The organism is Pseudomonas sp. MAG733B, from assembly GCF_036884845.1.
Lineage (GTDB): Bacteria > Pseudomonadota > Gammaproteobacteria > Pseudomonadales > Pseudomonadaceae > Aquipseudomonas.
This window is the reverse complement of sequence record NZ_CP145732.1, coordinates 265638-290608: the sequence shown is the minus strand read 5'-3', so window position 1 is coordinate 290608 and position 24971 is coordinate 265638. Positions and strand designations below refer to the sequence as shown.

General features: G+C 60.9%; 25 protein-coding genes and 1 other RNA gene. 16 read left to right on the top strand and 10 right to left on the bottom strand.

Going from position 1 to position 24971, the window contains the following annotated elements; translation table 11 throughout:
• Positions 1-73 precede the first annotated feature (73 nt).
• Positions 74-685 (top strand): energy transducer TonB, encoded by a 612-nt coding sequence (locus V6Z53_RS01330; RefSeq protein WP_338586432.1) that lies wholly within the window; start codon positions 74-76, stop codon positions 683-685.
• Positions 686-736: 51 nt separating this feature from the next.
• On the opposite strand, the gene V6Z53_RS01325 is transcribed toward V6Z53_RS01330, so the two are convergent.
• Positions 737-1714, bottom strand: coding sequence for an NADPH:quinone oxidoreductase family protein (locus V6Z53_RS01325; RefSeq protein ID WP_338583783.1), 978 nt, complete (start codon positions 1712-1714; stop codon positions 737-739).
• Between the two features lie 150 nt (positions 1715-1864).
• Here V6Z53_RS01325 and V6Z53_RS01320 point away from each other — a divergent pair, with 150 nt between their 5' ends.
• Positions 1865-2272, top strand: coding sequence for a flagellar basal body-associated protein FliL (locus tag V6Z53_RS01320; protein WP_338583782.1), 408 nt, complete (start codon positions 1865-1867; stop codon positions 2270-2272).
• A gap of 73 nt (positions 2273-2345) precedes the next feature.
• Here the strand turns inward: V6Z53_RS01320 and V6Z53_RS01315 are convergent, their stop codons facing one another.
• A complete protein-coding gene (locus V6Z53_RS01315; protein WP_338583781.1) occupies positions 2346-2795 on the bottom strand; it encodes an EVE domain-containing protein in 450 nt (149 codons plus the stop codon).
• A 197-nt stretch (positions 2796-2992) separates the two neighbouring features.
• Here V6Z53_RS01315 and V6Z53_RS01310 point away from each other — a divergent pair, with 197 nt between their 5' ends.
• Positions 2993-3148 carry a hypothetical protein gene (locus tag V6Z53_RS01310; protein ID WP_008048702.1) on the top strand — a complete coding sequence of 52 codons (156 nt, stop codon included), beginning with the start codon at positions 2993-2995 and terminating at the stop codon, positions 3146-3148.
• Between the two features lie 34 nt (positions 3149-3182).
• Here V6Z53_RS01310 and V6Z53_RS01305 read toward each other — a convergent pair whose 3' ends face one another.
• The 4 genes from V6Z53_RS01305 to V6Z53_RS01290 form a co-directional block, all read right to left on the bottom strand.
• The gene (locus V6Z53_RS01305) at positions 3183-3788 is read right to left on the bottom strand and encodes a 5-formyltetrahydrofolate cyclo-ligase (protein ID WP_032831317.1); all 606 of its coding nucleotides are present in this window, start codon (positions 3786-3788) and stop codon (positions 3183-3185) included.
• Positions 3789-3875: 87 nt separating this feature from the next.
• Positions 3876-4054: non-coding RNA, 6S RNA (gene ssrS / locus V6Z53_RS01300), on the bottom strand.
• A 30-nt stretch (positions 4055-4084) separates the two neighbouring features.
• A complete protein-coding gene (locus tag V6Z53_RS01295) occupies positions 4085-4402 on the bottom strand; it encodes a cell division protein ZapA (RefSeq protein ID WP_008055229.1) in 318 nt (105 codons plus the stop codon).
• Complete coding sequence (locus V6Z53_RS01290) at positions 4399-4608, bottom strand: TIGR02449 family protein (protein WP_007982902.1); 210 nt, start codon at positions 4606-4608, stop codon at positions 4399-4401. Before V6Z53_RS01290 ends, V6Z53_RS01295 begins: the two co-directional genes overlap by 4 nt.
• A gap of 128 nt (positions 4609-4736) precedes the next feature.
• Here V6Z53_RS01290 and V6Z53_RS01285 point away from each other — a divergent pair, with 128 nt between their 5' ends.
• The 10 genes from V6Z53_RS01285 to gcvP all read left to right on the top strand — a co-directional run bounded on the left by V6Z53_RS01285 (position 4737) and on the right by gcvP (position 17202).
• On the top strand, positions 4737-5294 hold the full coding sequence (locus tag V6Z53_RS01285) for a YecA family protein (RefSeq protein ID WP_338583780.1): 558 nt from the start codon (positions 4737-4739) through the stop codon (positions 5292-5294).
• A 27-nt stretch (positions 5295-5321) separates the two neighbouring features.
• Positions 5322-6656: a Xaa-Pro aminopeptidase gene (gene pepP / locus V6Z53_RS01280; RefSeq protein ID WP_338583779.1), complete on the top strand. Its 1335-nt coding sequence runs from the start codon at positions 5322-5324 to the stop codon at positions 6654-6656.
• Complete coding sequence (ubiH, locus tag V6Z53_RS01275; protein ID WP_338583778.1) at positions 6653-7840, top strand: 2-octaprenyl-6-methoxyphenyl hydroxylase; 1188 nt, start codon at positions 6653-6655, stop codon at positions 7838-7840. Before pepP ends, ubiH begins: the two co-directional genes overlap by 4 nt.
• Complete coding sequence (locus tag V6Z53_RS01270) at positions 7833-8318, top strand: DUF4442 domain-containing protein (RefSeq protein ID WP_338583777.1); 486 nt, start codon at positions 7833-7835, stop codon at positions 8316-8318. Before ubiH ends, V6Z53_RS01270 begins: the two co-directional genes overlap by 8 nt.
• A 9-nt stretch (positions 8319-8327) precedes the next feature.
• The gene (locus V6Z53_RS01265; RefSeq protein ID WP_338586431.1) at positions 8328-9545 is read left to right on the top strand and encodes a 2-octaprenyl-3-methyl-6-methoxy-1,4-benzoquinol hydroxylase; all 1218 of its coding nucleotides are present in this window, start codon (positions 8328-8330) and stop codon (positions 9543-9545) included.
• Between the two features lie 218 nt (positions 9546-9763).
• Positions 9764-10768: an extracellular solute-binding protein gene (locus V6Z53_RS01260; protein ID WP_338583776.1), complete on the top strand. Its 1005-nt coding sequence runs from the start codon at positions 9764-9766 to the stop codon at positions 10766-10768.
• Positions 10769-10906: 138 nt separating this feature from the next.
• Entirely contained in the window at positions 10907-12523 is a 1617-nt protein-coding gene (locus V6Z53_RS01255; protein ID WP_338583775.1) for an iron ABC transporter permease, read from the top strand.
• Positions 12524-12679: 156 nt separating this feature from the next.
• Positions 12680-13762, top strand: a complete 1083-nt coding sequence (gene gcvT / locus V6Z53_RS01250) for a glycine cleavage system aminomethyltransferase GcvT (protein WP_338583774.1) — start codon at positions 12680-12682, stop codon at positions 13760-13762.
• A 50-nt stretch (positions 13763-13812) separates the two neighbouring features.
• Complete coding sequence (gcvH, locus tag V6Z53_RS01245; protein ID WP_338583773.1) at positions 13813-14196, top strand: glycine cleavage system protein GcvH; 384 nt, start codon at positions 13813-13815, stop codon at positions 14194-14196.
• 132 nt (positions 14197-14328) lie between these two features.
• Positions 14329-17202, top strand: a complete 2874-nt coding sequence (gcvP, locus tag V6Z53_RS01240) for an aminomethyl-transferring glycine dehydrogenase (RefSeq protein ID WP_338583772.1) — start codon at positions 14329-14331, stop codon at positions 17200-17202.
• Positions 17203-17343: 141 nt separating this feature from the next.
• Here the strand turns inward: gcvP and V6Z53_RS01235 are convergent, their stop codons facing one another.
• The 3 genes from V6Z53_RS01235 to V6Z53_RS01225 all read right to left on the bottom strand — a co-directional run bounded on the left by V6Z53_RS01235 (position 17344) and on the right by V6Z53_RS01225 (position 19952).
• The gene (locus tag V6Z53_RS01235) at positions 17344-17664 is read right to left on the bottom strand and encodes a DUF2388 domain-containing protein (RefSeq protein ID WP_338586429.1); all 321 of its coding nucleotides are present in this window, start codon (positions 17662-17664) and stop codon (positions 17344-17346) included.
• A 73-nt stretch (positions 17665-17737) separates the two neighbouring features.
• Positions 17738-19522 carry an ATPase, T2SS/T4P/T4SS family gene (locus V6Z53_RS01230; RefSeq protein WP_338583771.1) on the bottom strand — a complete coding sequence of 595 codons (1785 nt, stop codon included), beginning with the start codon at positions 19520-19522 and terminating at the stop codon, positions 17738-17740.
• A 91-nt stretch (positions 19523-19613) separates the two neighbouring features.
• Positions 19614-19952 carry a hypothetical protein gene (locus V6Z53_RS01225; protein WP_338583769.1) on the bottom strand — a complete coding sequence of 113 codons (339 nt, stop codon included), beginning with the start codon at positions 19950-19952 and terminating at the stop codon, positions 19614-19616.
• A gap of 126 nt (positions 19953-20078) precedes the next feature.
• Between V6Z53_RS01225 and V6Z53_RS01220 the strand changes: the two genes are divergently transcribed.
• Entirely contained in the window at positions 20079-20543 is a 465-nt protein-coding gene (locus V6Z53_RS01220) for an Lrp/AsnC family transcriptional regulator (RefSeq protein WP_338583768.1), read from the top strand.
• A 96-nt stretch (positions 20544-20639) separates the two neighbouring features.
• On the opposite strand, the gene V6Z53_RS01215 is transcribed toward V6Z53_RS01220, so the two are convergent.
• A complete protein-coding gene (locus V6Z53_RS01215; protein ID WP_338583767.1) occupies positions 20640-22010 on the bottom strand; it encodes a CYTH domain-containing protein in 1371 nt (456 codons plus the stop codon).
• 156 nt (positions 22011-22166) lie between these two features.
• Here V6Z53_RS01215 and argE point away from each other — a divergent pair, with 156 nt between their 5' ends.
• Both argE and argA read left to right on the top strand, forming a co-directional pair.
• A complete protein-coding gene (gene argE / locus V6Z53_RS01210) occupies positions 22167-23330 on the top strand; it encodes an acetylornithine deacetylase (RefSeq protein ID WP_338583766.1) in 1164 nt (387 codons plus the stop codon).
• 253 nt (positions 23331-23583) lie between these two features.
• Positions 23584-24882: an amino-acid N-acetyltransferase gene (gene argA, locus V6Z53_RS01205; RefSeq protein WP_075946396.1), complete on the top strand. Its 1299-nt coding sequence runs from the start codon at positions 23584-23586 to the stop codon at positions 24880-24882.
• The last annotated feature ends 89 nt before the right edge of the window (positions 24883-24971 follow it).

The window sequence follows — 24971 nt, the reverse complement described above, 5'->3', positions numbered from 1 at the left end:
GCTCAAGTGCGTCAATCTGTAGCCTTTGCGCTGCTGCCAAGGTCTGGCATTGAAGTTACAAAAGGGAGGAGGTATGCGGTGGTTTGCGTTCATGTTCATGTTGGTGGTTGCCGGCGTCCGGGCTGAGGAGTTCTTGCTGATCCCGGAACACAATCCCCGGCCCATTTATCCATTGGCGTTGCAAAGGGCTGGGGTCATCGGGGATGTACGGGTCAGGTTTTCGGTCAGTGCCGATGGTTCGGTCAGCAAGGTGAGCATCCTGCAAAGCGATCACCCCGACCTGGCTGAAGCGACGAGGGATGCGGTAGCGCAGTGGCGGTTCAAGCCGTGGGTGGTTGAAGGCGACAAGCCCGCCGAGCAGGAAGTGATCGCCCCGATGCAGTTTCGGTTTGACTCGACCTTGCCGATCCACACCAATCAATGGCTGAAAGAGTTGAGATGTCGCGATCTCAACGAAGTCTTTGTTCACACTGCCGAGCAATCGTGGGTTGATTCTGCGGTGTTCCATTACACCCGTGCCTATCTGTCGAACTCGATCTCTACGACAGTATTGTCGAATGAGCGACGTCTTGAACTGATAGCCAAGATGAACAGGAAAGTGCCGTTTATTGTCAGGCAATGCCTGAGCAACCCGGTTTCCCGGTATGTGAGGTATTTGCCCGAGGATATTCGTAAGCTGCTTTAGTTGTGGGTGGGTCTGGACAACGTTGGTTGAAGTCCAGACCTCTTGGAGTGCTCAGCGAACCTGAACCACCACCTTCCCGACCGCCTTGCGCTGGCCCAGATCATTGATCGCCTGCGCAGCATTGCTCAGTGGATAAACCTGAGACACCAGCGGCTTCAACTTGCCTTCGGCAAACCAGCCAAACAGTTGCTGGAAGTTTGCGGCGTTGTCCTGCGGCTGGCGCTGGGCGAAGGAGCCCCAGAACACGCCGAGTACCGCTGCGCCTTTGAGCAGTGCCAGGTTCACCGGCAGTTCGGGGATGCGCCCGCTGGCGAAGCCGACCACCAGCAGGCGGCCGTTCCAGGCGATGGCGCGGATGGCCTGGTCGAACAGGTCGCCGCCCACCGGGTCGTAGATCACGTCGGCGCCCTGGCCATCGGTTAGGCGTTTGATTTCGTCCTTGAGGCTGGTTTCGCTGTAGTTGATCAGCTCATCGGCGCCCGCGGCCTTGGCCACGGCGAGCTTTTCGGCGCTGCTGGCGGCCGCGATTACGCGGGCGCCCATGGCTTTGCCGATTTCCACGGCGGCGAGGCCGACGCCACCGGAGGCGCCGAGCACCAGCAAGGTTTCGCCCGGTTGCAGGTTGCCGCGCTGCTTGAGGGCGTGCATCGAGGTGCCGTAGGTCATGCTGAATGCGGCCGCGGTGTTGAAGTCCATGGACGGCGGGATTGGCAGCACGTTGTAACCCGGCACGGCGACCTGTTCAGCGAAGCTGCCCCAGCCTGTGAGGGCCATGACCCGGTCGCCGACTTTCAGGTGGCTGACCTTTTCACCCACTTCGCGGACCACACCGGCCGCTTCGCCGCCCGGAGAAAACGGGAAGGGCGGCTTGAACTGGTACTTGCCCTCGATGATCAGCGTGTCGGGGAAGTTGACCCCGGCGGCGTGCACGTCCAGCAGGATTTCGTTCTTCGTCGCGACAGGACTGGCGACGTCTTCCAGCACCAACGATTCGGCAGGGCCGAAGGCTTTGCACAGCACGGCTTTCATCAGGGCTATTCCTTTGGGAGTGATGGCCGATAAGTGTAGGTGTGTGAGTCGACGGGTCAACGAGCATGCCCGGCCCTGATAGTCAGCCATAAGCTTGTGCTTGAGCGGCGGGTCGTTATGCTAGGCCGCAAACCGGATAAGGAGCGAATTGTGAAAGCGTGGATCATGTTGATGCTGGCCCTGTCTCTGCCTGTGGCAGCGGTGGCCGAAGAAGCCAAAGAAGATGCGGCGCCGAAGGTCAATTACATCACCCTGAGCCCGCCGTTCGTGGGCAACTACGGGCTGGACGGTACGCAGAAGCTAAAGGTCTACAAGGCCGACGTGGCATTGCGGGTGACCGGTGACGAGGCGACCAAAGCGGTCAAGGCCAACGAACCGCTGATTCGCAATCAGCTGGTGGCGCTGTTTGCCCAACAGACCACCGAGACGATGAACAACGTCGAGGCCAAGGAGAAGCTGCGTCAGGAAGCGTTGAAGCAGACCCAGCAGATTTTGAATGATGAAACCGGCAAGCCGGTGGTTGAGGATTTGTTGTTCAACAACCTGATTATCCAGTAATGCTGGATCCTGTAGGAGCAAAGCTTGCTCGCGATAGCGCACTCAAGATCGCCATCGCCGGCAAGCCGTGCTCCTACAGGAGCGCAACCACCGCCGCCCACTGCTCCGCCGTCACCGGCATCACCGACAGCCGCGAGCCCTTCTGCACCAACGGCATCTCGGCCAGCGCCGTCTGCTGCTTTAAATAGTCCAGCTTCAACACCCTGGAAAACGTCTCGACATGGGCGACATCAATCGCGCTCCAGGCGTTTTTGTCGGCCGTTGCCTTCGGGTCGTAGTAATGACTCTCAGGTTCCAGCGCCGTCGGGTCTGGATAGGCAGCTTCGACAATCTTGCCGATTCCGGCAATCCCCGGCTCCGGGCAGCTGGAGTGATAGAAGAAAAACTCGTCCCCGACCGCCATGGCTCGCAGGAAATTTCGCGCCTGATAGTTGCGAACCCCGTCCCAGCGCGCTTTGCCCAGCTTCTCCAGGCCTTTGATCGAGAGTTCGTCGGGCTCGGATTTCATCAGCCAATAGGCCATGTTTTTTGCTCCTTGCGAAGTGAGTGGGCAGGTTGTCCGGCAATTTTATGACAAACCGACAGTCGGTTGACGCCAGCATTTGCGTGCCGGTTCACGTTGCCGCAAAATGCCGGCCTTTAAAGCTTGACGCTGCTGCACGGCCTACAAAACGGAAACCGCTGCTGTCATCGTGTTGATATGCCTTTGGGGGGCAGTCGATGAAACGCAAACCGGATTTACTATGGATTTTGGTCATTTTGTTCGGCCTCGGCGTCGTGACCACTGGCTATGCCCAAAGCCTGTGGGCCAACAAGACCGATGCGCCGGTCGAAGTGGCTCAGTTGCAGCAGCAGTCGACAGCGTTCAAACGCTAAACCTGTCTTTCGACGCCGCTGAGTCCAGTGGCGTTTAACCTGCGTAATACCAGGCCTTGTCCGTGACCGTTCCTTGCAGCGGCACATCCCAGCTCGCCTGAGCCAATCGCTCGACCTTCTGACATTCATGGGCCAGTCCCAGCAGCGTCGGCTTGCGCCAGTCATTGCGGCGCGCCAGATAGGCCAGGCTTCGGTCATAGAAGCCACCGCCCATTCCCAGGCGCCCACCGACATCGTCAAACCCCACTAAAGGCAGCAGCACCAGGTCCAGCGCCCAGACTTTGCGTTGTCGGGCGAGGTTGTGCCTGGGTTCGAGAATACGGAAACGGTTGGGTTTCAGCTTTTCGCCGGGGCGGATGCGCTGGAACACCATCTTGGTTCGAGGCCAGGCGCTGAGCACCGGCAGATAGGTAGCCTTGCCCCGACGCTGGGCGGCGCGCAGCAGCAGGCGCGGATCGATTTCACCGTCGGTAGGCAGATAAAGAGAGATGTGTTTTGCGCGGCGAAACAGCGGTTGCTGGGCCAATTGCTTATATAGCCCGCGAGCAGCCTGGCGCTGCTGACTGGGTGTCAGTGCGCGACGGGCCTTGCGCAGCATGCGTCGAAGTTGCGGGCGGGGGAGCAGCGCAGGTTCGGTCATGGATTCGGGCTTCAGCAGGGCGGATACGTAAAAGCGTACCCGTAAAAAAGCCGATGCCGGTATTTAAACCGGCATCGGACTGGAATCAGGCTCCCCGAATGTGTCGCTGTCGACTTAGCCCTTGAACCCGAAAGTTCAAGGTGGAAGATGCAGTAGGCTTTAAGGCTTTCCGTCTAGCGGACATGCACACCAGCCCAACGTGCAACCTCCAGGGTATAGCAAATCGGCTCAGGGACATCGCCAACTGGCAAACACCCCAGGGAGTGATCGGAGTATACCCCAAGCGGTGAGGCGAATCAGCCTTTGGTGACGTCCGGATCGGTAGCGAGGACCAGATCGACGCGATCGAGTAGGTCGCGCACCTGCTCGCGGGTCGAGCCGCTGGCCTGGATATCCGGGCGTTCTTCCTTGTGCAGCAGGTCGTGGGTGATGTTCAGCGCGGCCATCACGGCAATGCGATCGGCGCCGATGACTTTGCCGCTGCTGCGGATCTCGCGCATTTTTCCGTCCAGGTAACGGGCGGCGCTCACCAGGTTGCTGCGTTCTTCCTGGGGGCAGATGATCGAATACTCTTTGTCGAGGATCTGCACGGTGACGCTATTGCTTGAACTCATGAGTCTTGCTCCAGGGCCTTGAGGCGCGAAATCATCGATTCGACCTTACGCCGGGCGATTTCGTTTTTTTCAATGAGGTGAGCGCGTTCCTCGCGCCAGGTCTTTTCCTGAGCTAGTAAGAGTCCGTTTTGGCTCTTTAGTTGCTCGACTCGGGTAATCAGCAGCTCGAGTCTGGCCATCAGCGCTTGCAGGTCGGTGTCTTCCATTGTGTCCACTGAGTTCGTGTCTGATGGGTTATAGCTGGCGGACAGCCTTTAATAGTCTTGGCGAGTCTGTCGATGTAGGATACAAGGCCTTCATTCTAGACATAGCGCCGTCTGGCGCCTAGCTGCCCATGACCATTCAGAATTCCCCGTACCAAGCCTTCGCCACCCTGCTGACCTCCAGCGGTCACAACGTCTCGCCTGCCGAACTGCATGGCCTGTTGCTCGGCCGCAGCTGCGCCGGCGCCGGTTTCGATGCCGAAGGCTGGTTGATCGACGCCGCCGAGTTGCTTGAGAGCGAGCCGCAGGACAACGTTCGCAACGCCTTGATCGGCCTGCAAGAGATGGTCAAAGGCGAGCTGACCGGCGACGACGTGACCGTCGTTCTGCTGCTTCCAACCGACGACGCGCCACTGGCTGATCGTGCCATCGCACTGGGCCAGTGGTGCCAGGGTTTCCTCAGCGGATTTGGCCTTAACTGCCGTGACAGCAGCATGCTGAGCACCGAGGCTACCGAAGTGCTTCAGGATCTGGCGGCCATTTCCCAAGTGCAAGACGCCCTGGAAGAATCCGAAGACGGCGAAAGCGACTATATGGAAGTCATGGAATACCTGCGCGTCGCGCCGCTGCTGCTGTTCTCCGAGACCAAAAAAGACGTGCCGGCCGCTGCCAAACCGTCTTTGCATTAATCGCAAGAAAGGGAAAACCATCTGCCCATGATCCATATCCCGAAATCGGAATACAGCCGTCGCCGCAAGGCGTTGATGGCGCAGATGGAACCCAACAGCATCGCGATCCTGCCCGCCGCCGCGGTGGCTATCCGCAACCGCGATGTCGAGCACGTCTACCGTCAGGACAGTGACTTTCAATACCTCAGCGGTTTCCCCGAGCCTCAGGCCGTTCTGGTACTGATGCCGGGGCGTCTGCATGGCGAATACATTCTGTTCTGCCGTGAGCGCAATGCCGAACGTGAGTTGTGGGACGGCCTGCGCGCCGGGCAGGAAGGCGCGATCCGCGACTTCGGTGCCGACGATGCCTTCCCGATCACCGACATCGACGACATCCTGCCGGGCCTGATCGAAGGTCGCGACCGGGTGTATTCGGCCATGGGCAGCAACCCGGAATTCGACCGCCACTTGATGGAGTGGATCAACGTGATCCGCTCCAAGGCCAACCTCGGCGCTCAGCCACCGAACGAATTCGTTGCCCTGGATCATTTGCTTCACGACATGCGCCTGTATAAATCGGCGGCAGAAGTGAAGGTGATGCGCGAAGCCGCGCGGATTTCCGCTCAGGCGCACGTACGCGCCATGCAGGCCAGCCGTGCCGGGTTGCATGAGTTCAGCCTGGAAGCCGAACTCGACTACGAATTCCGCAAGGGCGGGGCGAAGATGCCGGCCTACGGTTCGATCGTCGCGGCGGGGCGTAACAGCTGCATCCTGCATTACCAGCAGAATGACGCGGTGCTCAAGGACGGCGATCTGGTGCTGATCGACGCCGGTTGCGAGATCGACTGCTACGCCAGCGACATCACTCGCACCTGGCCGGTCAACGGCAAGTACTCAGCGGAGCAGAAGGCAATCTACGAACTGGTGCTGGCGGCGCAGGAAGCTGCGTTCGCCGAGATCGCACCGGATAAACACTGGAATCAGGCTCACGAAGCCACGGTTCGGGTGATTACCAAAGGCCTGGTCGAATTGGGTTTGTTGCAAGGCGACGTCGATGAATTGATCGCCAGCGAAGCCTACAAGGCGTTTTACATGCACCGCGCCGGGCACTGGCTCGGCATGGACGTGCATGACGTCGGTGAATACAAGGTCGGCGGTGAATGGCGCGTGCTGGAAGTCGGCATGGCGTTGACCGTGGAGCCGGGGATCTACATTGCCCCGGACAACCGCAACGTGGCGAAGAAATGGCGCGGCATTGGCGTGCGCATCGAGGACGACGTGGTGGTTACCAAGACCGGCTGTGAAATCCTTACCAAAGGCGTGCCGAAAACGGTCGCCGAAATCGAGGCCTTGATGGCGCAAGCACGGACACAAGCGGCATGAGTCGAGTCAATCTGGCGATTATCGGAGGCGGGCTGGTCGGTGCCAGTCTGGCGCTGGCGTTGCAGGCCGGGGCCAAGTCCCGTGGCTGGAAGATCGTGCTGATCGAGCCCTTCGCTCCGGGTGACACCTACCAACCGAGCTACGACGCGCGTTCCACCGCATTGTCGTTTGGCGCCCGGCAGATTTATCAGCGCCTGGGCGTCTGGCAGGAAATCTCCCGTCGCGCCGAACCGATCAAGCAGATTCACGTTTCCGACCGCGGGCGTTTTTCCACGGCGCGATTGTCGGCGATGGAAGAGGGCGTTCCGGCGCTGGGCTACGTGGTGGAAAACGCCTGGCTCGGTCAATGCCTGTGGCAAGGCCTGGACAAGGACGTGATCAGTTGGCGTTGCCCGGCGGAAGTCACGCGCATGGAGCCGCTCACCGACGGCTATCGCCTGACCCTCAATGACGAAACCACACTGGAATGCGACCTCGCGGTTCTGGCGGATGGCGGCCGGTCCGGTTTGCGCGAGCAACTGGGGATCGGCATCAGAAAACGCCCGTACAACCAGAGCGCCCTGATCGCCAACATCACCCCGAGCGAAGCCCACAACGGCATGGCGTTCGAGCGGTTCACCGACGATGGCCCGATGGCGTTGCTGCCGTTGCCGGACAACCGCTGCGCGCTGGTCTGGACTCGCCTGGGGATGGACGCGCAACGCTTGGCTGCCCTTGATGAGCGCAGTTTTCTCAACGAATTGCAGGGCGTTTTCGGGTATCGCCTCGGCACGCTGAAGCAGGTTGGCGTGCGGCATCTGTACCCGCTGTCGCTGGTGGAAGCCGAAGAGCAGGTGCGATCGCATTTGGCGATACTTGGCAATGCTGCCCACAGCCTGCATCCGATTGCCGGCCAAGGCTTCAACCTGTCGCTGCGCGATACCCAGGCGCTGGCCGATGCGTTGCTCGCCAGCGAGCAGCCATTGGGCGATTTCGCGACCTTGCAGGCCTATCGCGAGCGCCAGCGTCTGGATCAGAACCTCACCGTCAGCTTCTCCGATCAGGTCACGCGTCTGTTCGGCAGCACGCAGCCATTGGTTTCGCTGGGCCGCAATCTCGGCCTGCTTGGCCTCGATCTGTTGCCACCGGCCAAACGCTGGTTCGCCCGGCAGGCGATGGGTTTGGGTACTCGCCCGGATGCTTAAGTGTCTGATTCGCAAATTCGGTAAAGCGCGTTTGATGCGCACGTTCATGAGCCTCTACCCGCCGTACCTCGGCGCCGGGGTTCGGGTACGGCACATCAGTGACGATTTCCGGGACATACAGGTGTCCATGGGCCTTGGCTGGTACAACCGTAACCACGTCGGCACCCAGTTTGGCGGCAGCCTGTATTCAATGGTCGACCCGTTCTTCATGCTGATGCTGATGGAGAACCTGGGGCGCAACTACATCGTCTGGGACAAGGCCGCCGACATCGATTTCATCGCGCCGGGCAAAGGCCCGGTGTTTGCCCGTTTCAACATCGACGACACCTTGCTCGACGAGATCCGGCGGCAGACGGCCAACGGCGAAAAATACCTGCCGCAATTGCAGGTCGATATTCATGACGGTGCCGGCAACCTCGTGGCGCGTGTCGGAAAAACCCTTTACGTGCGGCTCAAGCCGCAAGCGAGACAGGCTTAAAGCATGGAAATGCGCGCAGATCTGCTGATTGTCGGAGCCGGAATGGTCGGCAGTGCCCTGGCGCTGGCGTTGCAGGACAGCGGGCTGGAAGTCCTGCTGCTGGACGGCAGCCCGATGAGCGTCAAACCGTTTGATGCCCAAGCCCCGTTCGAACCGCGGGTGAGCGCGCTGTCCATCGCCAGTCAGCGAATTCTCGAACGCCTCGGCGTCTGGGACGGTATCGCCAACCGACGCAGCAGCCCTTACGGCGAGATGCAGGTCTGGGATGGCAGCGGCACCGGACAGATCCACTTTTCGGCTGCCAGCGTGCATGCCGAGGTGCTGGGCCATATCGTCGAGAACCGCGTGGTTCAGGACGCGTTGCTTGACCGTTTGCACGACTGTGACCTGGGGATGCTGGCCAACGCGCGGCTGGAGCAGATGCGTCGCTCCGGCGACGACTGGCTGCTGACCCTCGCCGATGGCCGCACCCTGCGTGCGCCGTTGGTGATCGCGGCGGATGGCGCCAACTCGGCGGTGCGACGCCTGACCGGTGTCGCGACGCGCGAATGGGATTACCTGCATCACGCGATCGTCACCAGTGTGCGCAGCTCAAAAAATCATCAATCGACAGCCTGGCAGCGCTTTACCGACACCGGCCCGTTAGCGTTTTTGCCTCTGGAACGTGATGGTCAGCAGGACTGGTGTTCGATCGTCTGGTCGACCACGCCAAGCGAAGCCGAACGCCTGATGGCGCTGGATGACGATGCCTTCTGCCGCGAACTGGAACGCGCCTTTGAAGGTCGACTCGGCAGCGTGCTGAGCGCCGACCCGCGTCTGTGCGTGCCGCTGCGCCAGCGTCATGCCAAACGTTACGTGGCTGAAGGCCTCGCGCTGATCGGTGACGCGGCGCACACCATTCACCCGTTGGCCGGGCAGGGCGTGAACCTCGGCTTCCTCGATGCCGCCGTGCTCGCCGAAGTGTTGTTGCAAGCCGCCGCCCGAGGCGAGCGTCTTGCGGATGTGAAGGTGCTTAGCCGTTACGAGCGTCGCCGCATGCCGCACAACCTGGCGCTGATGGCGGCGATGGAAGGTTTTGAGCGGTTGTTCCAGGCTGATCCGTTGCCAGTGCGCTGGTTGCGAAATGCCGGGTTGAAGATGGTCGACCAGATGCCCGAGGCCAAGGCGTTGTTTGTGCGTGAGGCGTTGGGGTTGATCGGGGATTTGCCCGACCTCGCCAAGGCTTGAAATAGCTGCTGGGCACAACTCCTTCGCGAGCAAGCCCGCTCCCACATAGGAATGCATTTCAAATGTGGGAGCGGGCTTGCTCGCGAAGGCGTCGGCACATGCACCATCTATTTCTGCCTGTGCAACATCTGGTAACTCCTCCGCAAACTGTTCGATTGAGAAGGCAAATGTGAGTCCTTATCATTTGGCCTCACTTTTTCAATCGAGAGACCGCTCCCATGTTGGCACCGAAGCGTCTACTGACCGCACTGGCCCTGACCTTGATCGGCAGCACCGCCGCCCAGGCCGCCGACGAGGTGGTGGTCTACTCCTCGCGTATCGACGAGCTGATCAAGCCAGTCTTCGATGCCTACACCGCGAAAACTGGCGTGAAGGTGAAGTTCATCACCGACAAGGAAGCGCCACTGATGCAGCGCATCAAGGCCGAGGGCGAGAACGCTACCGCCGACCTGCTGCTGACCGTCGATGCCGGTAACCTCTGGCAAGCCGAGCAGATGGGCATCCTCCAGCCCTTCACCTCGAAAACCATCGATGCCAACATCCCGCTGCAATATCGCGCGGCGTCCCATGCCTGGACCGGCCTGAGCCTGCGGGCACGGACCATCGCCTATTCCACCGATCGGGTGAAACCGGGCGAACTGACCACTTACGAAGCGCTGGCCGACAAGAACTGGGAAGGTCGCCTGTGCCTGCGCACGGCGAAGAAGGTCTACAACCAGTCGCTGACCGCCACCATGATCGAAGTGCACGGCGCCGAGAAAACCGAGAAGATCCTCAAGGGTTGGGTCAACAACCTGTCCACTGACGTGTTCTCCGACGACGTTGCGGTACTGGAAGCCATCAGTGCCGGTCAGTGCGACGTCGGTATCGTCAACACCTACTACTACGGTCGCCTGCACAAGCAGAAACCGGATCTGCCGGTGAAGCTGTTCTGGCCGAACCAGGCGGATCGCGGCGTGCACGTCAATCTGTCGGGCATTGGCCTGACCAAGCATGCACCGCACCCGGAAGCCGCCAAGGCCTTGGTGGAATGGATGACCACGCCTGAAGCGCAGAAAATCTTTGCTGATGTGAACCAGGAATTCCCGGCCAACCCGGCCGTCCAGCCATCCGCTGAAGTCGCAGCGTGGGGCAAATTCATTGCCGATACCTTGCCGGTGGAAGTCGCAGGCAAACGTCAGGCTGAAGCGATTCGCATGATGGACCGTGCTGGCTGGAACTGAGTCGGCAGCGTTAAAGAGTAAAAGATCGCAGCCTTCGGCAGCGCCTACAGGGTGATCACCAAGCCAATGTAGGAGCTGCCGGAGGCTGCGATCTTTTTTGCGTTTCTCTACACTTCAAGATTTCGCGAGAGCTTTTCCTTGGCCCACCCCGCCCAACGCCGCTGGTATCCCCTGGTCTTCGCCATCGCTGCGCTGGTCCTGCTGCCCCTGAGTGTCTTGCTGTTGTCCTGGCAAACCATCGATCAACAGATCTGGTCCCACCTTTGGGACACGCAGATGCCGCGACTGCTGGGCAACACCCTGACACTGGTACTCGGCGTTGGCCTCGGCGTGACGGTCCTTGGTGTCAGCCTGGCCTGGCTCACCAGCCTCTGCGAATTCCCCGGACGGCGTTGGCTGGACTGGGCGCTGATGCTGCCTTTCGCTATTCCGGCCTACGTGTTGGCATTCGTCTTTGTCGGTTTGCTGGATTTCGCAGGTCCCGTGCAAACCCTGCTGCGCGAGTGGTTCGGCACCGGGCTGCGTTTGCCGCGGGTGCGCTCCACGGGCGGGGTGATTCTGGTTCTGGTGCTGGTGTTCTATCCCTACGTTTATCTGTTGGCGCGCACGGCGTTTCTGGCTCAGGGCAAAGGCCTGATGGAGGCCGCGCGGGTGCTTGGGCAATCGCCATGGCAGGCGTTCTGGCGGGTGGCCATGCCGATGGCGCGTCCCGCCATCGGCGCCGGCGTGGCGTTGGCGTTGATGGAAACCCTGGCGGATTTCGGCGCAGTGTCGGTGTTCAACTTCGACACGTTCACCACCGCGATCTACAAGACCTGGTACGGGTTCTTCAGCCTCTCCACCGCGGCACAACTGGCCAGCCTGTTGCTGCTGGTGGTGATGGTCGTGCTGTACGGCGAGTGTCGTGCCCGCGGCGCCAACCGGGCAAGCAACGAACGGCCACGGGTCAAGGCGTTGTATCACCTGCATGGCTTCAAAGCGCTTCTGGCCACAGCATGGTGCGGGTTGGTGTTCGCCTGCGCCTTCGTCATTCCGATGCTGCAACTGGTGGTGTGGTTCTGGCAGCGTGGGCGCCTGGATCTGGATGAGCGCTACACCGGCCTGATCGTCCACACCTTGTACTTGGGCGCGATGGCGGCGTTGATCACCGTCAGCGTCGCCCTGATCCTCGCATTTGCCCGACGTTTGGCGCCGACTCAGGGAATCAATGCCGGTGTCGGCCTGGCCAATCTTGGCTACGCCTTGCCCGGTTCGGTGCTGGCGGTGTCGATCATGCTGGCGTTCAGTTATCTGGACCGCGAACTGGTGATTCCGCTGTCCGGTTGGCTCGGTGGTGCCGGCAAGCCGCTGCTGCTCGGCAGTCTGGCGGCGTTGTTGTTGGCCTATCTGGTGCGCTTCATCGCCGTGGCCTATGGGCCACTGGAAAGCAGTCTGGCGCGTATACGGCCATCTTTGCCCGAAGCGGCACGTAGCTTGGGTGTCAGTGGGCCGCGACTGTTTTTCAAAGTGTATCTGCCGTTGTTGCTGCCCGGATCGTTGAGCGCGGCATTGCTGGTGTTCGTCGATGTGCTCAAGGAAATGCCCGCGACCCTGCTGATGCGCCCGTTTGGCTGGGACACGCTGGCCGTGCGGATCTTCGAAATGACCAGCGAAGGCGAGTGGGCGAGGGCGTCTTTGCCGGCGCTGACCCTGGTTTTGGTTGGGCTGCTACCAGTCATCGGATTGATACGACGTTCGGCGCATCGAAACAGCTAGGTGTCAGTCCTACACCTTGCGGCTACAATGCGCGGCATTCGGTGCGGTCCGTCTGACAGACAAGGTAGTAGTAATCGGCTGAAAGCCTTTTGTTTCAACGCTTTCACCCGATAAAGCACTCGCCCGCACCTTCGCCACGCCCGGAAGGAGAAACCCATGGGACAGCGTACGCCTCTGTATGACCTTCATCTCGCCCTCGGCGCGAAGATGGTCGATTTTGGCGGTTGGGATATGCCTCTGCATTACGGATCGCAGGTCGAGGAACACCACCAGGTGCGCCGCGATTGCGGTGTTTTCGATGTATCCCACATGACCGTGATCGACGTCGGCGGCTCCCAGGCCAAGGCCTGGCTCCAGCATTTGCTGGCCAATGATGTCGAACGCCTGCACAGCCCCGGCCGTGCGTTGTACAGCACCATGCTCAACGAGCAGGGCGGCATCGTCGATGACATGATCGTCTACCGACTCGATGAGGGCTATCGCCTGGTGGTCAACGCGTCCACCCGCGACCAGGACATGGCCTGGATGCAAGCCCATCTCGACGGTTTCGACGTGCAGCTCAGCGAACGTTCAGAGTTGGCGATGCTGGCTATCCAGGGCCCCCACGCCCGACACAAGATTGCCGAGCTGGTCAACCAGTCTCGCGGCAACCTGATTCAGCTGCTTAAACCTTTTGAAGGCCAGCCTGACGGTGACTGGTTCATTGCACGCACCGGTTACACCGGCGAAGACGGGCTGGAAATCATCTTGCCGGCCGATCAGGCTCCCGGCTTCTTCAACGATCTAGTGGGTGCCGGGATCTCCCCAATCGGCCTTGGCGCGCGGGACACCTTGCGCGTCGAAGCCGGCATGAACCTTTACGGTCAGGACATCCAGCAAGACGTTTCACCGCTGGCCTCCAACATGGCCTGGACCATCGCCTGGGAGCCGGCAACCCGGCAGTTCATCGGACGCAAGGCGCTGGAAGCCGAACGCAGCGGTGGCGTACAGCACAAACTGGTCGGTCTGGTCCTTGAGGAGCGCGGTGTTTTACGCGCTCATCAGGTGGTCCGCATCGCCGATGTTGGCGAAGGGGAGATCACCAGTGGTAGTTTCTCTCCTACGCTTAGCAAGTCGATTGCACTGGCGCGCGTGCCGATGGCAACTGCCGACCGCGCAGAAGTGGAAATCCGTGGCAAGTGGTACCCGGTCCGAGTGGTCAAACCGACCTTCGTACGCCATGGCAAAACCTTGATCTAATCTTTTCCGGCGGGCTTGGACCGCTGACAATTTTCCTGAGGACACAGAACATGAGCGATATCCCTGCCGAACTGCGTTTTGCCGAAAGTCACGAATGGGCACGTCTGGAAGCCGATGGCACCGTCACCGTGGGCATCAGCGATCACGCGCAGGAAGCGCTGGGTGATGTGGTGTTTGTCGAACTGACCGAAGTTGGAAAAACCTTCGCTGCCGGCGATCAATCCGGTGTGGTGGAATCTGTTAAAGCCGCTTCCGATATCTATGCTCCGATCAGCGGTGAAGTGATCGCGATCAACGAAGACCTGAGCGCCTCGCCGGAACTGCTGAACTCCGACCCTTATGGCGCGTGGATCTTCAAGCTCAAGCCAAGCGACAAGGCTGAGCTGGACAAGCTGCTCGATGCCGCCGGTTACAAGGCTGCCATCGGCGAATAAGCCATTAGCGTCACCCCAAAGCCCCGACCCGTCGGGGCTTTTTTGTGCCCGCCGGTTCCGGTTGGCATCGGCTGCTATGCTGGTTTGACCGTGTTGCATCGACGTTGAGCGCCAGTCAAGAGAGAGCCCGTCATGTCCCAGTTGCCGTCCCTGAGCCAGTTACGCGACCCCAATGCCTTCCTTCGCCGCCACCTCGGGCCGGATGCCGCCGAGCAACAGGCGATGCTCGACAGCCTGGGCCTGGGCAGTCGGGTTGAACTGATCGAGCAGACGGTGCCACCGGGCATTCGCCTGAACCGGCCGCTCGATCTGCCGCCGGCATTGGACGAAGAAGCGGCGCTGGCCAAGTTGCGCGGTTATGCCGAGCAGAACCAGGTCTGGACCAGCCTGATCGGCATGGGCTACCACGGCACCCTCACGCCCGCCGTGATCCTGCGCAACGTGTTGGAGAATCCCGGTTGGTACACCGCCTACACACCTTATCAACCGGAAATCGCCCAAGGGCGGCTCGAAGCGCTGCTGAATTTTCAGCAATTGACCATCGACCTCACCGGCCTGGAGCTGGCCAACGCTTCGCTGCTGGACGAAGCCACCGCTGCGGCGGAAGCCATGGCACTGGCCAAGCGGGTCGCCAAGTCGAAAAGCAATCTGTTCTTCGTCGATGAAAACTGCCATCCGCAGACCATTTCCGTGGTGCAGACCCGCGCCGAAGGCTTCGGGTTCGAGCTGATCATCGACGCTGTGGATAACTTGAAGCAGCACCAGGTGTTCGGTGCGTTGCTGCAATATCCCGACACCCACGGCGAGATCCGCGACCTGCGTCCGCTGATTGATCACCTGCACGCCCAACAGGCGCTGGCGTGCGTCGCCACCGATTTGCTGAGCCTGCTATTGCTGACGCCGCCCGGCGAGTTGGGTGCCGACGTGGTATTCGGTTCATCCCAGCGTTTCGGCGTGCCAATGGGTTACGGCGGGCCGCACGCGGCGTTTTTTGCCAGTCGCGACGAGTACAAGCGGGCGATTCCCGGGCGGATCATCGGTGTGTCGAAAGACGCCCGCGGCAATGTCGCTCTGCGCATGGCGCTGCAAACCCGCGAGCAACATATTCGCCGCGAGAAGGCCAACTCGAACATTTGCACGGCTCAGGTGCTGCTGGCCAATATCGCCAGTTTCTACGCGGTCTACCATGGCCCCGAAGGGCTCAAGCGCATTGCCCAGCGCGTGCATCGGCTGACCTGCATCCTCGCCGCCGGCCTTGAGCGCAAGGGCATCACCCGTCTCAACCAGCATTTCTTCGACACCCTGACGCTGGAAGTCGGCGGCACCCAGACCGCGATCATCGAAAGCGCCGTGGCCGCGCAGATCAACTTGCGCATCCTGGGCCGTGGGCGTTTGGGGCTCAGCCTCGACGAGAGCTGCGACGAATCCACCGTGGCGAAACTGTTCGACGTGTTCCTCGGCGCCGATCATGGGCTCATCGTTGACGAACTGGACGCTGAAACCCTGGCTCCCGGCATTCCCGCCGGGCTGGCACGCACCACGCCTTATCTGCGCCATCCGGTATTCAGCGCCCATCACAGCGAAACCGAGATGCTGCGCTACCTCAAGCAACTGGAAAACAAGGACCTGGCGCTCAATCAATCGATGATTCCGCTCGGCTCGTGCACCATGAAGCTCAACGCCACCAGCGAGATGATCCCGATTACCTGGCCGCAATTCGCCAATCTGCATCCGTTTGCGCCGAAGGAGCAGGCGGTTGGTTATTCATTGATGATCGAGGAGCTGGAGCGCTGGCTCTGCGCGATCACCGGTTTCGATGCGATCTGCATGCAGCCCAACTCCGGCGCCCAAGGCGAATACGCGGGGCTGCTGGCGATCCGCAAATACCATGAGAGCCGTCAGCAGGGTGCGCGGGATGTCTGCCTGATTCCGTCGTCGGCCCACGGCACCAACCCGGCCTCGGCGCAGATGGCCGGGATGCGCGTGGTGATCGTCGAGTGCGACGAAGCGGGCAACGTCGATCTGGATGACTTGAAGGAAAAAGCTGCAGACGCCGGGGACAAACTTTCCTGCCTCATGGCGACTTATCCGTCGACCCACGGCGTGTACGAGGAAGGCATCAGCGAAATCTGCGAAGTTATCCACAAGCACGGCGGCCAGGTGTACATGGACGGCGCGAACCTCAATGCCCAGGTCGGGCTGGCGCGGCCGGCGGACATCGGCGCCGACGTGTCGCACATGAACCTGCATAAAACCTTCTGCATTCCCCATGGAGGTGGCGGCCCGGGCATGGGGCCGATTGGCGTGCGCGCGCATCTGGCGCCGTTCGTGGCCAATCACCCGGTGGTGCCGATCGACGGACCGCTGGCGCAGAACGGCGCGGTCAGCGCGGCGCCGTGGGGCAGTGCGAGTATTCTGCCCATCAGCTGGATGTACATCGCCATGATGGGGCCGCAGTTGGCCGATGCCAGCGAAGTGGCGATCCTCGCCGCGAATTACCTGGCGCGCCATTTGTCCGGGGCGTTCCCGGTGCTTTACACCGGGCGCAATGAACGCGTGGCCCATGAATGCATTCTCGACCTGCGGCCATTGAAGGCGCTGACCGGCATCAGTGAAGAGGACGTTGCCAAGCGCCTGATGGACTACGGCTTCCACGCGCCGACCATGTCGTTTCCGGTGCCGGGGACGTTGATGGTCGAACCCACCGAAAGTGAATCGAAGGCGGAGCTGGACCGTTTTATCGGCGCGATGCTGAGCATCCGTGCGGAGATTACCGAGGTGCAGAACGGCAACTGGTCGGCCGAGGACAATCCGCTAAAACGTGCGCCGCACACGCTGGCCGACATCACTGGGATCTGGGAGCGGCCCTACAGCATCGAGCAAGCGGTGACGCCGGATGCGCACACCAAGGCGCACAAATATTGGCCGGTGGTGAACCGGGTGGACAATGTTTACGGGGACCGGAATCTGTTTTGCGCGTGTGTGCCGGTGGATGATTACCGCTGACAGTACTCGTTCTTGTAGGAGCAAGGCTTGCCCGCGATAGCGCCCTTGAGATCGCCATCGCGGGCAAGCCTTGCTCCTACAGAAGGAGGTTGGGCAAAAAAAATGCCGCTCATATGAGCGGCATTTTCATTTCGGCATCGATTACTCGGCAGCCACGGCATTCTTCGCCAGAATCGCGTTCGCCAGTTCCATGTCCGTAGCCTGCAGGCCCGGGTTGTCGGCGCGGACTTGCTGCATCGCGGCTTCCAGATACGGGCCGCGGATGCCGCCGTCACTGGCGACGAAACTGCCGGCATCGTCCTGGGCGGCGACGATCAGCTTGTGATCCTTGAAGGTCAGGTAGGTCGAACCGGTGGTTGCACCGGACGAGATGACGTTACGCCAAAAGCTGTCAGCCATCGCCGAACCGACAGGCAGGGACAACAAGGCGATGGTAGCGACAGCAAGTTTGAAACGCATGATGGGTGACTCCACTGGGGGTTTTAACTACGGCGTTGGATCGCCATTTCCCCAATCGAGTTCCATCACCGCACAGCTACTTCTGCTCGCTCTGCGGCGTAACGCGCAACACCTCCTCGATAGTGGTCAAACCGGCCGCGACCTTCTGCGCCCCGGACAATCGCAAGCTGCGCATGCCCTCCTTGAACGCCTGCCGCCGCACTGCCAGCAAATCGGTGTCGGGGTTGATCAGGGCTTTGAGGCCGTCGGTCAATTGCATGATTTCGTAGACCCCTGCGCGGCCGTGATAGCCGGTATCGCGGCATTCCACGCAACCGATGGCGCGTTGGGCGTTGCCCGGCAGCGGTGCTTGCCAGGGGCGGGTCAGGGTTTGCCAGTCTTCTTCGCCCAAGGTTTGTGGCGCCTTGCAATGGGGGCACAAGGTACGCACCAACCGCTGGGCCATGACGCCGAGTACCGTGGCCTTGATCAGGTAATGCGGCACGCCAAGTTCCAGCAAACGGCTGATGGCGCTGGGTGCGTCGTTGGTGTGCAGCGTCGACAGTACCAGGTGCCCGGTGAGCGCGGCCTGAATCGCCATTTCGGCGGTTTCCAGATCGCGGATCTCGCCGATCATGATGATGTCCGGGTCTTGCCGCATCAGTGCGCGTACCCCGGCGGCGAAGGTCAGGTCGATGTTGTGCTGGACCTGCATCTGGTTGAACGCCGGTTCGACCATTTCAATCGGATCTTCGATGGTGCAGAGGTTGACCTCCGGCGTCGCCAGTTTCTTCAGTGTGGTGTAGAGCGTGGTGGTCTTGCCGGAGCCGGTGGGCCCAGTGACCAGAATGATGCCGTTGGGCTGGCGGGTCATGTCCTGCCAGCGTCGCAGGTCGTCGGCGGAGAAGCCCAGCTGATCGAAGTCCTTGAGCAGCACCTCGGGGTCGAAAATCCGCATGACCATTTTTTCGCCGAAGGCTGTCGGCAAGGTCGATAGGCGCAACTCGACTTCGCCGCCGTCCGGGGTCTTGGTTTTCACCCGACCGTCCTGGGGTTTGCGCTTCTCCGCGACGTTCATCCGCCCTAGGCTTTTCAGGCGACTGACGATGGCCATGGTCACTTGCGGCGGGAATTGGTAGACGTTGTGCAGCACGCCGTCGATGCGAAAACGCACTGTGCCTTGCTCGCGCCGGGGCTCGATGTGGATATCGCTGGCGCGTTGCTGAAAGGCGTACTGGAACAGCCAGTCGACGATGTTGACGATGTGCGCGTCGTTGGCGTCCGGTTCCTGGTCGCTGGCGCCGAGGTTGAGCAACTGTTCGAAGTTGCCCAGGGTGTTGACCTGCTGATCGGCGTTGTTCGCGCCGGTGACCGATTTGGCCAGACGAAAGAATTCCACGCTGAAGCGCTGTATATCCACCGGGTTGGCCACCACGCGCTTGATCGGCAGCTTCAGCACATGGGTCAGGTCGGCTTCCCAACCGGTGACGTAGGGCTGGGCGCTGGCGACGGTCACGGCGTCGCGGTCGATGGAGACGGCGAGGATCTTGTGGCGCTGGGCGAAGGCGTAGGACATCAACGGCGTCACGGCCGCGACGTTGATCTTCAACGGGTCGATACGCAGGTAAGGCTGGCCCGCCTGTTGGGACAGCCACAGGGTCAGGTTTTCCAGGTCGAGGTGTTTTCCGGGGCGGCTGAGGTCGTCCAGCTGCTGGCCGGCGATGAATTCCAGTGGATGCAACTGACCATGAGCGGCGTGGCGACGGCGGGCATTGAGCGCCTGCTCGGCCGAATCCTGGCTGATAAAGCCTTGGGCAACCAGCTCGCGCAGCACATCATTGAGATCCAGCCAGCGGTCCTGAATGGAGAATTGAACGGACATGCGGGCTCCTTTTGAACAACAAGTGCGCAAAGGATAGTCGTGGCGCCACAGACCGTTGGGCCACTACCCGACGAAGCCGTATCGAGTTTTTTCAGCCCGCCGCCTGAGCGGCCTCAGCCCAGGCAGCGTCAGCGGTTTGCAGATCGACCGAGCAGACGCTGATCAGGTTACGAAGTTTTTCCGCGATCACCTGGGCGCGATGCCAGCTCAAACCATCGATGACAATCTCGATCGCCAGCAAGTCTTCCTGGCGCTGCACCTGCACCTGTTCCGGCGTCAGAAACTGCAACGCGAACAGATTGAGCGCACGGCACAGCAGATCCGGTTCGGCTTCGGCCAACAATTGGTAGCGAACGCAGCAATGGGCGTTGCCGACATGCCAGACATCGGCGCGGGCGGGTGGGGTGTTGACGGCTTCCAGGTGCGGCATGGTCGTTCTCCAAAATCACTGGAGAAATTTTTACATTCGGCACGGGGTATTTCTTATCTATGATGGTCCGTATTGCGGCTTCTTCGAATCGATCAATTCGTCAGATCATCAATTTAAGGTTTTCTTATGCAAAGCGAGTTGGACAGCTACGACCGCAAGATCCTGGCGTTGCTGCAAGAGGACGCTTCGCTCTCCAGTGCGCAGATCGCCGAACAGGTGGGGCTTTCACAGTCGCCATGCTGGCGGCGGATTCAGCGGATGAAAGAGGAGGGAATCATTCGCGGCCAGGTGACGTTGCTCGACCGCAAGAAAATCGGCCTGAACACGCAGATCTTCGCGCAGGTAAAACTCAACGCCCACGGACGTTCGAACTTCACCGAATTCACCGAAGCGATTCGCGGTTTTCCCGAAGTGCTGGAGTGTTATGTGCTGATGGGGGCCGTGGATTTCATGCTGCGGATCGTCGCGGCGGACATCGAGGCTTATGAGCGCTTCTTTTTCGAGAAGCTGTCGATGGTGCCGGGGATTCAGGAGGTGAATTCGATTGTGGCGTTGTCGGAGATCAAGTCGACTACCAGTTTGCCGGTTTGATGCTTGCGGTGAATGTGCTGGCCTATTCGCGAGCAAGCCCGCTCCCACATTGGAATCCGGTCTACTGTGGGAGCGGGCTTGCTCGCGAAGGCGTCCTTACATGCGCAACAGCATCTTCCAGGCACGATTCTGATAAACCGCAATCGCCTGCTGCTTACGCGCATCCAGCAATTCATCAGTGATCGTCGGCTCGTTGGCCAGTTGCGCCAGTTTGTTCAGTTCGCCATACAGGCGATCCATTTCCGGGATCTCCAGCACGTTGCGCGCATGGTGCAGCCACGCCTGAATGCGTTCGATGCGCGGCAATTGCTCAGCGAGGTCTTCCGGCTGTTGCTGGTAACGCTGCAGTTGCAACGAAGTGGCTTCTTCGCCCAGCAGGCGTGGCAACCAGCTGCCCAGTTGCGCAGCGCCCTGGCGATTGCCACGGGTGTTGCGCTCGGCGGTCCAGGTGCGGGCCAGCAACCAGCGCGACGTGTTCAGCGAGAACAGGCCCCAACGCGGGTCTTCGAGTTCTTCGAGGAACTGTTCCGGCGCGGCTTTGCGCACGTCCTCATCGTCCAGACCGGCCTGGACCAGCGGGCGCCAGTCTTCCAGCAAGGCGTCGAGGGCGACACGCAAATCGTGGGTCGACTGACGCGGTGCGGCTTGACCGAGGCTGCTGACCAGGGCACGCAGTTCGGCGAGGTTTTCCACCCAGTCCAGCAGCAGGCGCCAGTGACCATTGAAACGATACTGCTCGGCGAGACGCTGGCTGCTGCCGAGCAGATGCCAGCATAGTGCGGCGAAAGCGTCGTCCAGCGGGGTTTCGGCGGTGAGTTGCGGCGCCGGCAGGCTCAACGAGTAGCTGTTGGCGTCATACAGGCGATAGCCGCGTTCGGCCTTGCTGATGTCACACGGCATCAGGGCCAGTTTCTCGGCCAGTTCCGCGGCCAGTTCCAGCAACGCGGCGGGCTCGCCTTCGCGCAATTCCAGTTCCAGCTCGCAGATTTCTTCTTTCTGCTTGCCGACCACGACGTGACCCAGGTCCAGTGCGGCTTCGATGACCACTTTGGTCTTGCCACGGCCCCAGGCGATTTCGGCGCGCTCGCGGACGAAATCGGTGGTGAAGATCGGTTTCAGGGTTTTCTTGTCCAGCTCGGCCAGTGCCTCGGGCCAGCATTCGCCGTCGAGTTTTTTCAGGTCGAGCTTGGCTTTGGGCAGGTTCCAGTCGTACTCATTGCGCACGGACAGACCGGCGACACTCTGACCACGGGTCTTGAGGGTCTGAATCACTTCTTCGCCATCCTTGCGCAGGCGCAGGGCGACTTTGGCTTGGGCCAGGTCGCGCTCTGGGGTGTCGAAGTACTGGTTCATCAACTCACGGCGTTCCCAGCCACTTTTGTTGCGTTTTTTCAGTAACGGGTGCTCGCGCAGGGCGGCGAGGGTTTCGCGGCTGACGCGGAGTTTGATTTCGGTTTCTTTCTGCATGGCCGGAAAATCCAGGATCGGGAGCGCAGCCGGGGGAATGTGTGGCTGCCAAGGTCGTGCAGTGTACAGGACTCAACCTTGCTCCGCCGCGCGACGGTTTATTCCTGTCGCCGGATGGCTCTATGATGGTCTTCAATTCGGGAGTTGGAGCCAGCGATGCCTTTGCCGTCCATGAAAGATCAGTTCGCTGCACTGATCGCTGCACCGTCCGTCAGCTGTACCCAGGCAAGCCTCGATCAATCCAATCGTCCGGTGATCGACCTGCTGGCGGCCTGGCTCGGCGATCTGGGTTTCGCCTGCGACATCCAGCAGGTCAGCCCCGGCAAATTCAACTTGCTGGCTACTTTCGGTTCCGGCCCCGGTGGTCTGGTGCTGGCCGGGCACAGTGACACGGTGCCGTTCGATGGTGCGCTGTGGCAGACCGATCCTTTGAAGCTGACCGAAGTCGATGGTCGTTGGGTCGGGTTGGGCAGTTGCGACATGAAGGGTTTTTTCGCCCTGGCCATTGAAGCCGTCAAACCGCTGCTCGACCAACCGTTCAAGCAACCGCTGCTGATCCTTGCCACTTGTGATGAAGAAAGCTCAATGTCCGGCGCCCGCGCACTGGCCGCAGCGGGTCGCCCGCTCGGACGCGCGGCGGTGATCGGCGAGCCGACAGGGCTCAAGCCGATCCGCATGCACAAAGGCATCATGATGGAGCGCATCGACATCCTCGGGCAGAGCGGCCATTCCTCGGACCCGCGTCTGGGCCATAGCGCGCTCGAAGCCATGCACGACGCCATTGGCGAGCTGCGCGGCCTGCGCCTGTTGTGGCAACGTGAGTTCCGCAACATGCAGTTCGGTGTGCCAACGCCGACGATGAATTTCGGCTGCATCCATGGCGGCGATAACCCCAACCGCATCTGCGGCCAGTGTTCGCTGGAGTTTGATCTGCGTCCTTTGCCGGGCATGGACCCCAAAGCCCTGCGTGCCGAGATCCTGGGTAGACTCAAGCCGGTTGCCGAGCGGCATCAGGTCAAGATCGACTACGCACCGCTGTTCCCCGAAGTACCGCCGTTCGAGCAGGCAGCAGACTCGGAACTGGTGCGCATCGCTGAAAAGCTGACCGGCCATAGCGCCGAAGCGGTGGCGTTCGGCACCGAAGCGCCTTATCTTCAGCAACTTGGCTGCGAGACACTGGTGCTCGGCCCGGGCGATATCGCCTGCGCCCACCAGCCGGGGGAATACCTTGAAATGTCACGTTTGCAGCCTACGGTGCATCTACTACGTCAGTTGATTGAACATTACTGCCTGACGCCGGCCGCAATGCAATCCTTGTAGGAGTTGAGCTTGCTCGCGATGGCGGCAGGCCAGGCGACATCGATGGTGCCTGTGACGGCCTCATCGCGAGCAAGCTCGGCTCCTACAGGATTTGTGCTTTGCCGGACTAGCCGTTTAAATTGCCAGTGTCCAAACCCGTATTCATGAGGAGAGCGCGCGTGTCGCCAAGCCTGTTCCGACGATAACCATCAGCCCGCTGTGCGTTTTCTGTTTCGCCCTTTTTTCGGCTGCTATTTATTACAGGCCCAGGTTCATGCCCGAATACGTCAATTGGCTTCGTCACGCTTCGCCTTACATCAACGCCCACCGCGATTGCACCTTTGTCGTCATGCTGCCCGGCGACGGCGTTGAACATCCGAACTTCGGCAATATCGTCCACGACCTGGTGCTGTTGCACAGCCTGGGTGTGCGGCTGGTGCTGGTTCACGGCTCCCGTCCGCAAATCGAAACGCGTCTCGCTGCGCGCGGCCTGACCCCGCATTACCACCACGGCATGCGCATCACCGATGCCGCGACGCTTGAGTGTGTGATCGATGCGGTCGGCCAGTTGCGCATAGCCATTGAAGCGCGTCTGTCCATGGACATGGCGTCCTCGCCGATGCAGGGCTCGCGCCTGCGGGTGGCCAGCGGCAATCTGGTGACGGCGCGGCCGATCGGCGTGCTCGAAGGCGTCGATTACCACCACACCGGCGAAGTGCGCCGGGTCGACCGCAAAGGCATCAATCGTTTGCTGGACGAGCGCTCCATCGTGCTGCTATCGCCATTGGGCTACTCGCCGACCGGTGAAATCTTCAACCTCGCCTGCGAAGACGTCGCCACCCGCGCGGCCATCGACCTGGGCGCGGACAAGCTGCTGCTGTTCGGCGCCGACCTGGGCTTGATCGACGAAAACGGACGTCTGGTGCGCGAGTTGCGCCCGCAACAGGTGCCGGCGCATTTGCAGCGTCTGGGCAGCAACTATCAGGCAGAACTGCTGGATGCCGCCGCCGAAGCTTGCCGTGGCGGCGTGGCGCGCAGCCATATCGTCAGCTATGCCGAGGACGGCGCACTGCTGACCGAACTGTTCACCCGCGACGGTGGCGGTACGTTGGTAGCGCAAGAGCAGTTCGAAGTGGTGCGCGAAGCGGCCATCGAAGACGTCGGTGGATTGCTGGATTTGATCAGCCCGCTGGAAGAGCAGGGCATTCTGGTACGGCGTTCCCGCGAAGTGCTGGAGCGTGAAATCGAGCAGTTCAGCGTAGTCGAGCGCGAAGGCATGATCATCGCCTGTGCGGCGCTGTATCAGATTGCCGATTCGGATGCCGGGGAGCTGGCGTGCCTGGCGGTGAACCCGGAGTATCGCCACGGAGGTCGTGGCGATGAGTTGCTGGAGCGTATCGAAACCCGTGCCCGGGCGCAGGGCCTGAAAACCTTGTTCGTCCTCACCACCCGCACGGCGCATTGGTTTCGCGAGCGTGGCTTCGTGCCGAGCAGCGTTGATCGCCTGCCGTCGGCGCGGGCGTCGCTGTACAACTATCAGCGTAATTCGAAGATCTTTGAAAAAGCCCTTTGATCACGGCGGACCTCTGTAGGAGCAAGGCTTGCCCGCGATGGCGATCTCAAGGACGCTATCGCGGGCAAGCCATGCTCCTACAGGGATAT

Bases quoted from the DNA above. Each gene is read 5' to 3' on its own strand.
- argE (WP_338583766.1), top strand. From the start codon at position 22,167: ATGCCTTTGCCGTCCATGAAAGATCAGTTCGCTGCACTGATCGCTGCA.
- V6Z53_RS01220 (WP_338583768.1), top strand. From the start codon at position 20,079: ATGCAAAGCGAGTTGGACAGCTACGACCGCAAGATCCTGGCGTTGCTG.
- V6Z53_RS01325 (WP_338583783.1), bottom strand. From the start codon at position 1,714: ATGAAAGCCGTGCTGTGCAAAGCCTTCGGCCCTGCCGAATCGTTGGTG.
- V6Z53_RS01295 (WP_008055229.1), bottom strand. From the start codon at position 4,402: ATGAGTTCAAGCAATAGCGTCACCGTGCAGATCCTCGACAAAGAGTAT.
- gcvH (WP_338583773.1), top strand. From the start codon at position 13,813: ATGAGCGATATCCCTGCCGAACTGCGTTTTGCCGAAAGTCACGAATGG.
- V6Z53_RS01330 (WP_338586432.1), top strand. From the start codon at position 74: ATGCGGTGGTTTGCGTTCATGTTCATGTTGGTGGTTGCCGGCGTCCGG.
- V6Z53_RS01230 (WP_338583771.1), bottom strand. From the start codon at position 19,522: ATGTCCGTTCAATTCTCCATTCAGGACCGCTGGCTGGATCTCAATGAT.
- V6Z53_RS01225 (WP_338583769.1), bottom strand. From the start codon at position 19,952: ATGCCGCACCTGGAAGCCGTCAACACCCCACCCGCCCGCGCCGATGTC.
- ubiH (WP_338583778.1), top strand. From the start codon at position 6,653: ATGAGTCGAGTCAATCTGGCGATTATCGGAGGCGGGCTGGTCGGTGCC.
- V6Z53_RS01305 (WP_032831317.1), bottom strand. From the start codon at position 3,788: ATGACCGAACCTGCGCTGCTCCCCCGCCCGCAACTTCGACGCATGCTG.
- V6Z53_RS01260 (WP_338583776.1), top strand. From the start codon at position 9,764: ATGTTGGCACCGAAGCGTCTACTGACCGCACTGGCCCTGACCTTGATC.
- V6Z53_RS01290 (WP_007982902.1), bottom strand. From the start codon at position 4,608: ATGGAAGACACCGACCTGCAAGCGCTGATGGCCAGACTCGAGCTGCTG.
- V6Z53_RS01285 (WP_338583780.1), top strand. From the start codon at position 4,737: ATGACCATTCAGAATTCCCCGTACCAAGCCTTCGCCACCCTGCTGACC.
- pepP (WP_338583779.1), top strand. From the start codon at position 5,322: ATGATCCATATCCCGAAATCGGAATACAGCCGTCGCCGCAAGGCGTTG.
- gcvT (WP_338583774.1), top strand. From the start codon at position 12,680: ATGGGACAGCGTACGCCTCTGTATGACCTTCATCTCGCCCTCGGCGCG.
- V6Z53_RS01265 (WP_338586431.1), top strand. From the start codon at position 8,328: ATGCGCGCAGATCTGCTGATTGTCGGAGCCGGAATGGTCGGCAGTGCC.
- gcvP (WP_338583772.1), top strand. From the start codon at position 14,329: ATGTCCCAGTTGCCGTCCCTGAGCCAGTTACGCGACCCCAATGCCTTC.
- argA (WP_075946396.1), top strand. From the start codon at position 23,584: ATGCCCGAATACGTCAATTGGCTTCGTCACGCTTCGCCTTACATCAAC.
- V6Z53_RS01270 (WP_338583777.1), top strand. From the start codon at position 7,833: ATGCTTAAGTGTCTGATTCGCAAATTCGGTAAAGCGCGTTTGATGCGC.
- V6Z53_RS01315 (WP_338583781.1), bottom strand. From the start codon at position 2,795: ATGGCCTATTGGCTGATGAAATCCGAGCCCGACGAACTCTCGATCAAA.
- V6Z53_RS01215 (WP_338583767.1), bottom strand. From the start codon at position 22,010: ATGCAGAAAGAAACCGAAATCAAACTCCGCGTCAGCCGCGAAACCCTC.
- V6Z53_RS01310 (WP_008048702.1), top strand. From the start codon at position 2,993: ATGAAACGCAAACCGGATTTACTATGGATTTTGGTCATTTTGTTCGGC.